This window comes from Sorangium sp. So ce296, assembly GCF_051529605.1.
Lineage (GTDB): Bacteria > Myxococcota_A > Polyangia > Polyangiales > Polyangiaceae > Sorangium > Sorangium cellulosum_D.
The window spans coordinates 5,537,896-5,550,580 of sequence record NZ_CP150325.1 but is presented as its reverse complement, the minus strand read 5'-3'; the positions used below and the strand labels follow the sequence as shown (position 1 = coordinate 5,550,580).

The window sequence follows — 12,685 nt, the reverse complement described above, 5'->3', positions numbered from 1 at the left end:
CTCGTCGCGCTGCCGCCTCGCGTCGCCGTCGCCCCCCAGGAGCGATGAGCCCGGCGCGCCGTCCCGCCTGCACGACCCTGTGGATCTCTTCGCCGGCTCGGCGTACCAATCGCTTCCGAGCGCCCGCGCCATGACCACCCAGGATATCGTCCAGAAGCTCTGGAACCTCTGCCACGTCCTCCGCGACGACGGCATCACCTACCACCAGTACGTCACCGAGCTGACTTACCTGCTCTTTCTCAAGATGATGAAGGAGACCGAGCAGGAGAAGCTCTTGCCCAAGGGGTACCGCTGGGGCGACCTCGAGGCCAGGGACGGCGTCGAGCAGCTCACGTTCTACCGGGAGCTCCTGCTTCACCTCGGCACGCGGGGCTCTGGCCGGGTGCAGGCGATCTTCGCGAACGCGCAGACGATGCTCACGCAGCCGCGGAACCTGAAGAAGCTCGTCGACGCGATCGACGAGCTGGACTGGTACTCGGCGAAGACCGAGGGGCTCGGCGACCTGTACGAGGGGCTGCTCGAGAAGAACGCGGCCGAGAAGAAGTCGGGCGCCGGGCAGTACTTCACGCCGCGGCCGCTCATCGACGCGATGGTGCACGTGGTGAAGCCGGCGGCCGGCGAGCTGGTGCAGGATCCGGCCGCGGGGACGGCGGGGTTTCTGATCGCGGCGGACCGGTACATCAAGGAGCAGACGGACGGGCTGTTCCAGCTGAGCGAGTCCGAGCAGCGCTTCCAGAAGAAGCAGGCGTTCTACGGGGTCGAGCTGGTGCAGGACGCGCACCGGCTCGCGCTGATGAACCTGATGCTGCACGACATCGAGGCCGCGCTGGAGCTCGGGGACTCGCTCTCCAACCTGGGGGCCGGGCTCGCGAAGGCGGACGTGATCCTCACGAACCCGCCGTTCGGGACCAAGAAGGGCGGCGGGCTGCCGACGCGGGACGACTTCACGTATCCGACGTCGAACAAGCAGATCGCGTTCTTGCAGCATGTCTATCGCGGGCTGAAGCCGGGCGGGAGGGCTGCGGTGGTGCTGCCGGACAACGTGCTCTTCGAGGAGAACGTGGGGACGGAGGTGCGGCGCGACCTGATGAACAAGTGCGATCTGCACACGATCCTGCGGCTGCCGACCGGGATCTTCTACGCGCAGGGGGTGAAGACGAACGTGCTGTTCTTCACGCGCGGGCAGACGGACACCGGGAACACCCGGGCGGTGTGGGTCTACGACATGCGGGCGAACATGCCGTCGTTCGGCAAGCGCACGCCGCTGACGCGCGAGCATTTCGCGGAGTTCGAGAAGGCGTACGGGAGCGATCCGTACGGGAAGAGCAAGCGGAAGGATCAGGGGGAAGAGGGGCGGTTCCGGAGGTTCACGCGGGAGGAGATCAAGGGGAGGGGGGATAACCTTGATATTGCGTGGCTGAGGGATGAGAGCGTGCACGGGGCGGATGATCTGCCGGAGCCGGAGGAGATCGCGGCGGAGATCATGGAGAAGCTGCGGGTGGCGATGGAGGAGATGGAGGGGTTGCAGGCTGCGTTGGGAGTCGCACCATGAGCCAGCTGCCGAACGGGTGGGCATGGGCAACACTTCAGGAGATTGCGGCACATGAGCCCAATGCCATGACGGACGGGCCATTTGGCAGCAACCTCAAGACGTCTGACTACGTTGATCGAGGGGTTCGCGTAATACGGCTAGGAAACCTCGGCATTGGAAAATTCCTCGAAAACGATCGAGCGTACATATCTACATCCAAATATGAAACGCTAAAAAAGCACGGGGCCTTTGCAGGCGACCTCGTCATCGCAGCTCTTGCCGAGCCTGTCGGGCGTTGCATCGAACTCCCCGTCGATCTCGGCAAAGCCGTTGTCAAGGCCGACTGCGTGCGACTGAAGGTCCACAGCGAGATTGAGCGAAAATACGTGATGTACTGTCTCAACTCGCCGGACGGCCGCAAGCGTGCCGAGGACGCGGCGCACGGAATCGGTCGGCTTCGGATTAACATGGCGGATATGCGAGCGCTGCGCGTTCCGCTGGCTCCAGCCTCGGAGCAGCGCCGCATCGTCGCCAAAATCGAGACCCTCACCTCGCAAAGCCGCCGCGCAAAGGAGGCGCTCGACGCCATCCCGCCGCTCCTCGAGCGCTTCCGTAAGTCGGTGCTCGCGGCCGCCTTCCGCGGCGACCTCACCGCCGATTGGCGGGAGAAGAACCCCGACGTGGAGCCGGCCGAGGAGCTGCTGAAGCGCATCCGCGCCGAGCGGCGGCGGCGATGGGAGGAGGCGGAGCTCGCCAAGATGCGGGCGAAGGGGAAGGTGCCGGGGGACGATCGGTGGAAGGAGCGCTACGAGGAGCCGGAGCCGGTAGACCCGAACGAACTGCCGGAGCTGCCGGAGGGGTGGTGCTGGGCCACCATTGATACCGTCGGGCATCTTCTGCTCGGTAGGCGTCGTGCTCCTGAGTATGTCGAAGGCGAGGACGGACGTGTACTCAGGCCGTACGTACGTGTTGCAAACGTAAAAAGAGATCGGTTGGATCTCTCCGATGTCCTACAAATGCCGTTCAACGACGATGAACTATCGCTCTACCGCCTCGAGCCTGGAGACATCATTCTGAGCGAGGGACAAAGCCCAGAGCTGGTCGGACAGAGCGCCGTGTATGAAGGCGGCCATGAAAACCTGTGTATCCAAGCAACGGTACATCGGTTCAGACCATACAAGTCTGGCACTTCTACCGAGTATGCCCAGCTCGTCTTTCTACATCATTTGCATACAGAAGTCTTCCGGAGCGCCGCATCTCTCACAACCAACATTGCACATCTGACCTCTGAGCGCCTGAAGCCGCTTCCGTTTCCGTTGGCGCCGCTCAAAGAGCAGACATCAATCAGCACTCGTGTGCGACAAGCACTAGAGCGAAGCAAGAACATCGAATCAATAGCCAAACAAGCGACGCAAAGACTCAGCCTTCAAGAAAAGTCCTTGTTGGCCAAAGCCTTCCGCGGCGAGCTCGTCCCCCAGGACCCGAACGACGAACCTGCCTACGTCCTCCTCGAGCGCCTCCGCGCCGAGGCTGCCCAGAACAGCAGAACTGCGAACGGAGCCAGCCGCAGCCCCAAAGCGGCAGCTCGAGAGCCAAGCAAGTCCAACTCCTCCGCCAACGGCAGAAAAGTCGGAGCTCGCCCCCGATGATCGGCTAGAGCCGGAGACGTCCTTCAATACGAGGTGCGAGTAGGGCGAGCGAGCTCGGCGTCGCCGCGCCGTTCTCGCCGGACCGCGGTGGCGGGCAGACATGGCGGAGGGACGTCACCGAGCGCATGGACCGCAACATTCTCCAAGAACGCCCCGCGCTCCGTCGTTAGGGTCCCCGACGTGGAGGCCACCCATCCTGGGCCCTCCTCCACCGGAGGTACCATGTACGATCACATCGGCGTGAAGGTGAAGGACATCGAAACGAGCGTGCGCTTCTACACCGCCGCGCTCGCGCCGCTCGGCCACGTGCTCTGCTCCCGCGACGAAGCTTCCGCGAGCTTCGGCCCCGAGGGCGCGCCGGCCCTCTATCTGCAAGCGGACGACGGCCCCCGGGGCCCCGGCGCGCACATCGCCCTGCGCGCCGCGGATCGTGCCGCGGTCGATCGGTTCTACCGAGACGGCCTCTCTGCCGGCGGCCGAGACAACGGCAAGCCCGGCGTGCGCGCGGATTACGCCCCGACCTACTACGCCGCTTTCCTGCACGACCCCGACGGCAACAACCTGGAAGCGGTTTGCCTGAAGCCGTAGTCGATCTGGCTCAACCATCGGCGTACAAGCGTCTCGCGCGGCGCAGCCGCCGCGCCCCGGTCGCAGCGCTCATCGAGCGGTCCCCGGAGCTCCCCCCTGCGCTTTTGCTCCGATCAAGACGCGCAGATCATCCGCATAGCGCGGATCGTCGCCCGCGCAGGAGAGCATGACTCCCCGCTTGTGCTCCACGCTTGCCCCCACGACCGCAAGATACGTCCCGCTCGCGTCGATGTCCCCCTCGTGACCGTCGAGGATCGACGCGCCCTGGACGTCGTCGACCCAGAAGCCCATCCGCCCTCTGCGGCGGTTCAAGCATTGGCCCTCGACCTCCACGGGGCATCCTTCCTCCGGGCCGAGCACCATCCAGATCGGCAAGAAATAGCCGTCGCCGGGCTCTGGCGTATCGTGTCCAGCTCGGATGCCCCCCGCGAGCAGCGCGCCCGTGACCTCGGAGCCGGCGCGCACCGCGAACCATTGATTCTCGCCGAACTCCGGGTCGGTCCGCGCCGCCCGCAGGAACACGGGACCGCTCGCGGGAATGGCGTCGGCAATGCGAGAGTCGGCGATGGTGAGCGTCACGCTGTGCTCGCCGTCTCCGTCCGTGCAGCGAAGGTCGCGCGACGTCGGGGTGGCCGCCTCCACCAGGCAGGGCGCGGCGACGTTGTACAGAAAGTAGCCGTTCGTGTCGCCCGGCCAGCCCTCGATCGTGAGCTCGAAATCCGCCGAGAGCCCAGCCTGTCGGGGCTCACAAGCGGACGTCGGCTCCGGGCTCGTCGGGTCGTCGCCGTCGTCCGGGATGACGGGTTGCGACGTCTCGACGGGACCACACGCGATCGCCATGCAGACGGGGACGAGCGACAAGAATGCGAGAGCAGAAGAGGTGCGCCTCATGCGGCGGCATGATCGCAACCCGTGTGCCAGTGCGGACACGACAAGATCACGGCCTCTGGCGCCGATCACCCCCGCGGCGTGGCCCAAGCTGTGATGCGGTGAGACGGAATGTGCCATGCCCCTCGCGGGCGGACGGCGACGTGACGTACCTCGGTCGAGCCAAGGATGGCCCGCAGCACCGACATGACCGAGCTCGATCGCTGGCTCCGCCGCGCCGTTCTCATCACCGACGCGAAAGCGCTCTTCGATTCCACCAGCTCCTGACGTCAAGAACGCCCCCTGCCGCCCCTCACGGGCCGCGCTCCGCGCTTGCACGAGCCCGCCGCCTCCGATCGCCGCCGGGGGTTCCACATCGAGAGCGTCTCCCGTAAATAGACCCCGCTTGCGGACGCTGCGGCCCAGCCACGTCATCGCCGGGGCCATCGCCGCCGGGCTCTCGCTCCTCGCGGCGCCGTCGGCCGCCGGCGAGGTGCTGCCGGGCGGGGCGCGGCTGTCCTACGCGCGCGATCCCGCCGCCGCGGCGTGCCCCGACGAGGAGGGCTTCCGCGACGCCCTGGCCACGCGGCTCGGCGGCGTCGACCCGTTCTCGCCGGACGGCGCGTGGCGGGTGGAGGTGGCCCTCGCGCGCCGAGCGCACGCGTTCGAGGCGGCGATCGCGCTGTACGACGGCGGCGGTCAGCTGCGCGGAAACTACGAGCGCTCGGCCGCGGACTGCCGCGCGCTCGTCGACGACGTCTCCCTCACGCTGAGCGTCGCCCTGCGCCCGCTCCTTTCGCCGAGCGCGCCCGACGCCACGGCCCCCGCAGAGGCGCCCCCGGGGCCGCCGCCGGCCGCTCCCGCGCCGCGGCCGCCCGCGTCGTCGCGCGCGCAGGCCGCTCCGCCGCCGCCTCCGGCGCCCGGTCGCACCCCATCACCGGCGCGGCCGGCGCCGCCCTCCTCGCCCCCGCCGGCTCCGCCGAAGCTCCAGCTCGGCGCCGGCCCCGTGCTGGCCGCCGGCTTCGCCCCGGGCCTGTCCGTGGGCTTCTCCGGCTTCGTCGGGCTCCGCTGGCCCGACACGTCGCTCTTGCTCGAGGCGCGCGGCGATCTCCCGGTCACCACCGCGCCGCGGCCGGGCCTGACCGTCGACACGTCGTGGCTCGGTGGATCCCTCGTTCCCTGCCTGCACGGGACATGGTTCTTCGGTTGCGGCGTCATCACGGCCGGTCAGCTCCGAAGCGACCTGCGCGCCAAGAAGACCTTCCTGGAAACGCGGGTCTACCTCGGGGTTGGGCTCCGAGCAGGCGCAGAGGCGCCCTTGGCGCCTCGCCTTGCTGCGCAGCTCACCGCAGATCTGCTGGTCAATGCCCGGCGGCCGCGGCTCTGGTTCGACGACGGCGAAGCAGCCTTCGCCGGCGCGGCTTCGGGCGTCGTCGCGTTCCGCTTCGTCGCTTCGTTCTGAGCAGCGCCCCCCGTTCACCGGGCGGACGCCGGCGGCAGGAGCGCCACCTCACGCGAAGCCTCGCGGTCGAGAGGCGCCCGACGGCGGCGGCGCTCCTCCCCTCCGCCGCTCGCGCCGCGCATCGCCGCCCCTCGTCAGGGCGGCGGCGCTACCCGAGCTCGGGGTTCCACAGGCGCGGTGGTTCCGGCGGCTGCGGCTGCCGGTCCAGGCAGCAGAACGTGACCGCCCCGCGCGGTGCGACCTCTCCGATCGGTTCCCCGCCGCCCGGCGTGCAGCTCCCTGGTTCGAGGTCGACGACGGCCGCCGACTTGCTCCGGAGCGCCGTGCCGGGAGCGATCGCGCCGCAGAACGAAGCCTCGGACGACATCAGGACACTGACGACGCCGTCGGAGCACGCCTCGTCGCTGAACGCAGAGACCCACACGCTGCACGCCCCTCCGCTCGGCTCGCCGCACGTGCACGCCGTGCAGCCGCGCGAGTCCTCTGCGCCCTCGTAGACGACGCGCCGTGAAGGATACGTCGGCGGGCACTCGTGCTCCCCTTCGTGGTGCAGGATGCAGGTGAGGAAGCCCTCCGGCGGCGCCGCGTCGCCCTCCGGCGGCGCCGGGGAGCACCTCATCCCTGGACCGCCGCACGGAGCGGGCGGGGTGACGCCGGCGCACGCCCTGGCGAACGTGGCCCAGCGGAAGCTCCCCTGCGGCTCCCCGGGCTCCTCGCTAGGCTCCTCGACCACCGACGGCGCGCACGCGCCCGCGCGCACCCGCGGCGCCGGGATGTCGAGCGACTGCGTGCACGGCCCGCCGGCGCACGCCTGCCCGGCCGGGATCGCGTTCGCCGTCGTGCAGGTGCCGTCCCACGCCTCGGGGGCGGCGAACGACGTCCGCTGCGCTCCGGGACCGGCCGGGCACGTCGAGGAGTCGACGGCGCTCCACGTCGCCGGCACCTCGCACGAGGCGTCCGGCGGATCGCAGGCGCAGGCCGCGCACCGGTACGGCTCCACCACGAGATCCGCGTGGAGCTCGAATCCCGGGATCGGTGCCGTCGCCGGGCAGTCCGGCGCCTTGTCCGGCGGGCCCATCCAGAGCAGCAGTGGCTCGAACCAGCCCGGCGGCTCCGCGGGCACGCACTGCCCCACGCACAGGGACGACAGGCCGCCGCCGATGCCGTCCCCCCCGCCCTCCTCCTCGCCACCACCGGTTCCCGCGCCGCCTCCACCGGTCCCCACGTCGTTGCAGTCGTCCGCGCCGTCACAGGCGTCCGCGGCAGGGCCGGCATCACGGCAGGGCTTGTTGTCGATGTTCGGCGGGATATCGTCGTCGCAGCTGTACCAGTAGGCGTCGTCGGTACAGCCGCCGCCTGCGATCCCGGCCATGAGCAGGGCGGGGATCGCGCCGCCCACCACCACCATCAGCCATCGCCAATTCTGCGCATTCATCGAAGGATCTCCGGGAAGTGGCACAGCGCACCGTCAGCGGAGACGACACGGACCGCGCGCCGCTGCGCCGAGCGCGAGAGAACCACACCCGCAGCGCCCCGGGAAGCGTCCCCGGCGACCTGGGCCCCACGTTTTATCGGCCCCGTGCGTGCGGGACCGGCGCTCCCTACGACGAAGCATTACGAACACGCGCACCGGATTCTCACGACAGGGTGTGCCCGCCGTTCTCCAGGATGAGCCGCACCCGCACGCGGCGCCCCTACCACGGGCGCCGCGCGGTCCGTTGGCGGTCGCGCGCCATGACGCGACCCGCCGCGCTCGGCACGCCAATGCAGCGGCAGCGAGGACGTAACATGGGGCCTCGTGCCGCGGGTCAGAACTCCCGCCAGGGATCTGCCTCGCGAGCGATAGAGAAATAAACGCCAAGGCGCAAAGACGCAAAGGCGCAAAACTACAAATCTTTTTTGCGTCTTTGCGTCTTTGCGCCTTGGCGTTGAACTCTCCCTCCGGATCCCTGGCCGGACTTCTGGCGGGCGGAACTAGATTACCGTTGACCCCGCCCCTCCGATGGAAGGAGCATCCGGAATCAGGGGAAGGCATGGGGGACGGGCTGAGGGGGAGAGCGAGCGCGCTCGTGCTCTGCGGCTGTGCCTGTGCGCTCGTCAGCAGTGTTCCTGCGCCGGCACTTGCACTCGAGTTCACCGGCGGCGTGAGCGTGGGCGGCATCCAGGTCGGGATCGAGCCCAGGCTTGCGGTGAGTCCCTTCGCCGGGTGGCTCTGGCGCAGCGAGGGGGACTTCCGGCTCGACGTCCACAACATGCTCAGCATCGTTCCAGGGGCAGGCGTAGGGGTCTACGATCGAACGGCCGTCACTCTCGGGTACGCCACGAAGACGACCACCGTCAGCCTCGGGCCGTCCCTGGCGATCTACTCGATGCCGGTGTGTGGTGCCGTGATCTGCCACCGCGTGGTGGGGGTTGCTCCAGGCGGCCGCGCCCAGTCCGACTGGTACTTCGCCGGGCCCTTGGGCGTATCCACCAGCGTCCATGCGGACTGGGCCAGCGGCAGTAGTCGCGTTCTTCCTGGAAGTCTGGTCGTGATGGTGACCACTGGACCCATTTGGAGATTTGAGGTAAATTCGAGATGAACAAGCTAGCGCCTGTTGTTCTATATTTCGGTCTCGCGGCGTGCAATTACGATGTAGGTGAGTGCTATGTCCGGGGTTCGGGGAACGAAGGTGCCGGCGGCAGCATCATCACCCCGACCGGAGGGGTCGGGGGCTTCGGGTGGCATGTGCCGCTGGAGCCGCAAGATCACACCGGCTTCGATGGGGATCCGTGCTCGCAGACCGTGGAGTGCACGGTCACGTGGAAGGCGGGGTCGGCGGTTTGCAGCAACCAGGGCGCGGCCGGTAGCTGCACAACGCGGTACCAGGGCGAGCACGCGAGTTTGGACGAAGCCAAGGATCGATGTGAAGTGGCCTCTGGGGTCCGAAGCGGCTCCGGAGCGCAGTCGTGCGACTCGTGCCGGTGGGCGACAGGCTCAAGCTCGTCCGACTGCAAAGAGGCATGCAAGGAAAAGTGCGATCACATCTGGGAGCGGTGCCTCGACAGCTGCCCAAAGGGCGACAAGAAGTGCAAGGACGGGTGCATGCAAGAATATTCGAGATGTCTCAAGGACTGCGACAAGAGGTGCAAGTGATGATCGAACTTACGTTCAAGCTGACCCCGGAAAACGGCGAGCCGCGCGACATCGTGGTTCGCATCCACGAGCCGACGCGAAACCCTCCGGAGAAAAAGTGGCCTTGGGCTGTCACGGTGGATGTGGATGGACGTCCATTTACCACATACGGGGAAGATCCTCTCGATGCGGTCGAGACCGGAGCTCGGCACGCCGCGATCCTGTTGCGCGAGTTCCATGGCGATGCGCTCGATCCGCCCCTCGAGCCGCGAATGAAGGAGGACGAATGAGCAGCTCGCAGATGCGCCAAGTCCGCCCATAGCCGGGACCGAGGCGACCAACGGACCGCCCCCGCATCCGCAAATCATCCGCCGACGAGCCCGCTCCTCCGCACCGCGGCTCGCGGCTACTCCGGGAGGCAGCAGAACGTCATCGCCTCGCGCGGGGCGATGCCTCCCGTCGGCTCCCCGCCGCCCGGCGCGCACGTCCCCGGCGCGATGTCGACGACGCTGGCCGACTTGCTCCCGAGCGCCACCCCGCGCGGGACCGCGCCGCAGAAGGTCGCCTCGGACGACACCCGCGCGCTGACCACGACCTGCGAGCACCGGCTGTCGCTGTAGGCCGAGGCGAGGATGCTGCACGCCCCGCCGGCCGGCTCGCCGCACGAGCACTCCGTGCAGGCGCGCGTGTCGTCCGCGCCCTGGTAGAAGACGTGGCGCTCGGAGTAGGGCGAGAACGACGGGCACTCCTCGACGACGTTGTGATGGATGATGCACGTCGAGAAGCCGACCGGCGGCGCAGCATTGCCCGCCGGCGGCGCCGGGGCGCACACCTCCCCGGGATCCGCGCACCGCCCGATCGCCACGCCGACGCACGCCCTGGCGTACGTCCCCCAGCGGACGGCGGGCGGCGCCGGCGGCGGCTCGGCGCGCCGCGGAGCGCAGGCCCCCGGCACCACGCGCGGCGCCTGGATCTCGAGCGACTGCGCGCATGGCCCACCTCCGCAGGCCTCCCCGGCCGGGATCGCGCCCGCCGCGGTGCACGCGCCGTCCCAGCCCTCGGGCGCCGCGAAGGACGTCCGCTCCGCGCCGGCGGTGGCGCCGCACGCCCGCGTGTCGTAGGCGGCCCACGCCTCGGGCAGCTCGCACGCGGCGTCCGGCGGATCGCACGCGCACGCCGCGCACCGGTGCGGCTCGACCACGAGATCCCCGTGGCCCTCGTAGCCGAAGACCGACGCCTGGGGCGGGCACTCCGGCGGCGCATCGCCCGGCGACCCGAACCAGAGCAGCAGCGGCTCGAACCACCCGAGCGGCCTGCCGGGCACGCACTGTCCGGAGCAGGTGCTCGCGTCGGCGCCGCCCTCCTCACCCTCCGGATCCTCCGGCGTGCCAGGCTGTTCCTGCGGGTCGGGCTCGCCGGGCGCGCCCGCATCCTCGCAGCCCTCCGCGCCGGGGCCGGCCTCCTCGCAGCGCTCCGCCCGGTACCTGTCGATGACGGTGCTGCACAGCTCTTGCTCGGGCGTGTTCGGGTCGTCGCAGATGACGATGAGGCGCTGGGTGCAGCCGCCGGCCCCCACGCCGGCGGCGATCAGCGCCGCCGCCAGGCTCCCCATCAGCACGTTCGCTCGCACAGCACGCCGTTCCATCGAAGCACCTCGCCACATCGAGCCCTCACCGGCCACGGAGCCTGCACACCGGCCCAGCGCGGCCGCCGCTCCGGCGGCGAGAGGACCACGCCCCGAACGCGCCGGGAAGAGGCGGTGCGCCCGTGGCTCGCGCTCGGTCGACACCACGCATCCGCGATGGGGTCAACACCACGCATCCGCGATGGGGTGCGATCCTCCCTGAACGAGGCAGCGAGGCGCGCCGCCGAGCGCGCTTCCGACCCCCGCGCCACTTTTCTTCCCCCCGGCGTACGATTTCGCCACGAAGCGCGCCCCGTCGCCGGAATTTGTAGTGATGAGCGACCCGCGCTCCCGCTCCACGCCCCCGCCGACCCCGCCCCCCGCCGTCCCAGCGCCCCCCGGGGCCGTTCCTGCGCCGCCCCCTCCTGCTCCGGAGGCCGAGCCCGTGCGGCCGTCGTTCGAGGAGGTCTATCGCTCCTCGCACGCTTACGTGCTCCGGCTGCTCTGGCGGCTGGGGGTGGAGTCACGCGACCTTGAGGACGTCGCCCACGAGGTCTTCCTCGTCGTCCACCGGCGCCTTCCAGACTACCAGCCCGGCGGCTCCCTGAATGCGTGGCTCTCGGCGATCGCCTCCCGGGTCGCGCTGCGGCATCGGCAGCTCGCCAGGAACGCTCGAGAGCTGCTCTCCGAGGACGACCAGGCCGTGGACGTCGCGGATCCCGGGCTCGACGTGGAGCAGCTGCACGCGCAGGCGGAGACGGGACGGCTGGTCCGCCGGCTCATTCAGCACATCGAGAAACGCCGGCGTCCCATCTTCATCCTGCACGATCTCGATGGCGTGTCGATGCGCGATATCGCGCAGGCGTTCCACATCTCCCAGAACACCGCGTGGGACCGGCTGCGGCGTGCCCGCGACGAGTTCGAGGCGGCCGCGAGGCGGCTCGACGCCCGCGACCGCCACGCGCTCGGGGTGCGCGGCTTGCGCCTCACCCTGGTGCCAGGCGTCCTCTCGCCCGCGCCGCTGTTGCTCGATGGGGGCGCCCGCGGGCTCGATGCGGCCGCCGAGGCGCTCGCGGCTCCGCTCTGGGCCCGGCTTCAGGCGTCTCTTGCCGCCGGCGGCGGCGCTCGCGGTGCGTGGCGCGATCCGCTGCGCGTGCCGCACCCACGCTCCCCGGGCGGCGCGGCGCTCGTGGCCATGATCGCGCGGCCGCAGCTGGCCACAGCGGCCGTGACGATCTCGCGCGCGAAGCTCGCCGCCGCGGGAGCCGCGCTGTTCCTGAGCGGCGGGGCCGCCAGCGCCGGAGCGATCCATGCGCTGTCCGGATCCGCCCCCGGCGGCGATCGAGATCCGGCGCGACGAGATCGCCGGGCTCCCGCCCGCGATCGCCGGCGCGACCCCGCCCGGAGGCCCGCCTGCCGCGCCAGCCGCAGCCGTGCCGGCGACCGCCGTTCCGACGCCGGCCACCGCCGTTCCGGCATCAGGACGTGCTGCGCGCAGCGCCGCACAGAGGGCCGCGCCCCGCGCCGCGCAGGGAGCCGCCACCCAGGGCGGCGGCGCGGACATCGGCCTGCTCGGGCGGGCCGATGCCGCGCTCGGGGCCGGGCGAGCGTTGGAGGCGCTCGATCTCCTGGAGCGGCACGCGCGGAGATACCCGCGCGGATCGAGCACCGAGCAGCGCGAGGCCCTGGCCGTTCGCGTCCTGGTCGTTGCTGGACGCCGCGACGAGGCCGCCGCTCGGGCCGAGCGCTTCCGTACCGCATTCCCGGACAGCTTGTTCCTGCCCTCGCTCGACGCCGCGCTACAGCCGCCGTGAACCTCTGACGAGTCGACCCGACCCCTCGGCGCCAC

Annotated in this window: 10 protein-coding genes and 1 pseudogene; 8 read left to right on the top strand and 3 right to left on the bottom strand. The window is 70.0% G+C overall.

The genetic code is table 11. The features are described 5' to 3' along the window. Positions 1 to 130 precede the first annotated feature (130 nt). The 3 genes from WME98_RS20595 to WME98_RS20585 all read left to right on the top strand — a co-directional run bounded on the left by WME98_RS20595 (position 131) and on the right by WME98_RS20585 (position 3,768). Positions 131 to 1,552: an N-6 DNA methylase gene (locus WME98_RS20595; RefSeq protein ID WP_437952822.1), complete on the top strand. Its 1,422-nt coding sequence runs from the start codon at positions 131 to 133 to the stop codon at positions 1,550 to 1,552. Continuing rightward, positions 1,549 to 3,180: a hypothetical protein gene (locus WME98_RS20590; RefSeq protein WP_437952821.1), complete on the top strand. Its 1,632-nt coding sequence runs from the start codon at positions 1,549 to 1,551 to the stop codon at positions 3,178 to 3,180. The genes WME98_RS20595 and WME98_RS20590 overlap by 4 nt, the downstream gene beginning before the upstream one ends. Positions 3,181 to 3,402: 222 nt before the next feature. Next, positions 3,403 to 3,768 carry a VOC family protein gene (locus WME98_RS20585; RefSeq protein WP_437952820.1) on the top strand — a complete coding sequence of 122 codons (366 nt, stop codon included), beginning with the start codon at positions 3,403 to 3,405 and terminating at the stop codon, positions 3,766 to 3,768. Positions 3,769 to 3,837: 69 nt separating this feature from the next. Here WME98_RS20585 and WME98_RS20580 read toward each other — a convergent pair whose 3' ends face one another. After that, positions 3,838 to 4,629, bottom strand: coding sequence for a hypothetical protein (locus tag WME98_RS20580; RefSeq protein WP_437952819.1), 792 nt, complete (start codon positions 4,627 to 4,629; stop codon positions 3,838 to 3,840). Positions 4,630 to 5,041: 412 nt separating this feature from the next. Here WME98_RS20580 and WME98_RS20575 point away from each other — a divergent pair, with 412 nt between their 5' ends. Next, a complete protein-coding gene (locus WME98_RS20575; RefSeq protein WP_437952818.1) occupies positions 5,042 to 6,097 on the top strand; it encodes a hypothetical protein in 1,056 nt (351 codons plus the stop codon). 148 nt (positions 6,098 to 6,245) lie between these two features. Here the strand turns inward: WME98_RS20575 and WME98_RS20570 are convergent, their stop codons facing one another. Beyond that, a complete protein-coding gene (locus tag WME98_RS20570) occupies positions 6,246 to 7,532 on the bottom strand; it encodes a hypothetical protein (RefSeq protein ID WP_437952817.1) in 1,287 nt (428 codons plus the stop codon). A gap of 598 nt (positions 7,533 to 8,130) precedes the next feature. On the opposite strand from WME98_RS20570, the gene WME98_RS20565 reads away from it, so the two are divergent. Both WME98_RS20565 and WME98_RS20560 read left to right on the top strand, forming a co-directional pair. Further along, the gene (locus tag WME98_RS20565) at positions 8,131 to 8,679 is read left to right on the top strand and encodes a hypothetical protein (RefSeq protein ID WP_437952816.1); all 549 of its coding nucleotides are present in this window, start codon (positions 8,131 to 8,133) and stop codon (positions 8,677 to 8,679) included. A 553-nt stretch (positions 8,680 to 9,232) separates the two neighbouring features. Continuing rightward, a complete protein-coding gene (locus tag WME98_RS20560) occupies positions 9,233 to 9,502 on the top strand; it encodes a hypothetical protein (RefSeq protein ID WP_437952815.1) in 270 nt (89 codons plus the stop codon). 116 nt (positions 9,503 to 9,618) lie between these two features. Here WME98_RS20560 and WME98_RS20555 read toward each other — a convergent pair whose 3' ends face one another. Continuing rightward, complete coding sequence (locus WME98_RS20555) at positions 9,619 to 10,857, bottom strand: hypothetical protein (protein ID WP_437952814.1); 1,239 nt, start codon at positions 10,855 to 10,857, stop codon at positions 9,619 to 9,621. Positions 10,858 to 11,170: 313 nt separating this feature from the next. Here WME98_RS20555 and WME98_RS20550 point away from each other — a divergent pair. Both WME98_RS20550 and WME98_RS20545 read left to right on the top strand, forming a co-directional pair. Then, positions 11,171 to 11,695 (top strand): annotated as a pseudogene (locus WME98_RS20550) (RNA polymerase sigma factor); the annotation flags it as partial. Positions 11,696 to 12,269: 574 nt separating this feature from the next. Further along, the gene (locus WME98_RS20545) at positions 12,270 to 12,650 is read left to right on the top strand and encodes a hypothetical protein (RefSeq protein WP_437954182.1); all 381 of its coding nucleotides are present in this window, start codon (positions 12,270 to 12,272) and stop codon (positions 12,648 to 12,650) included. Positions 12,651 to 12,685 lie beyond the last annotated feature (35 nt).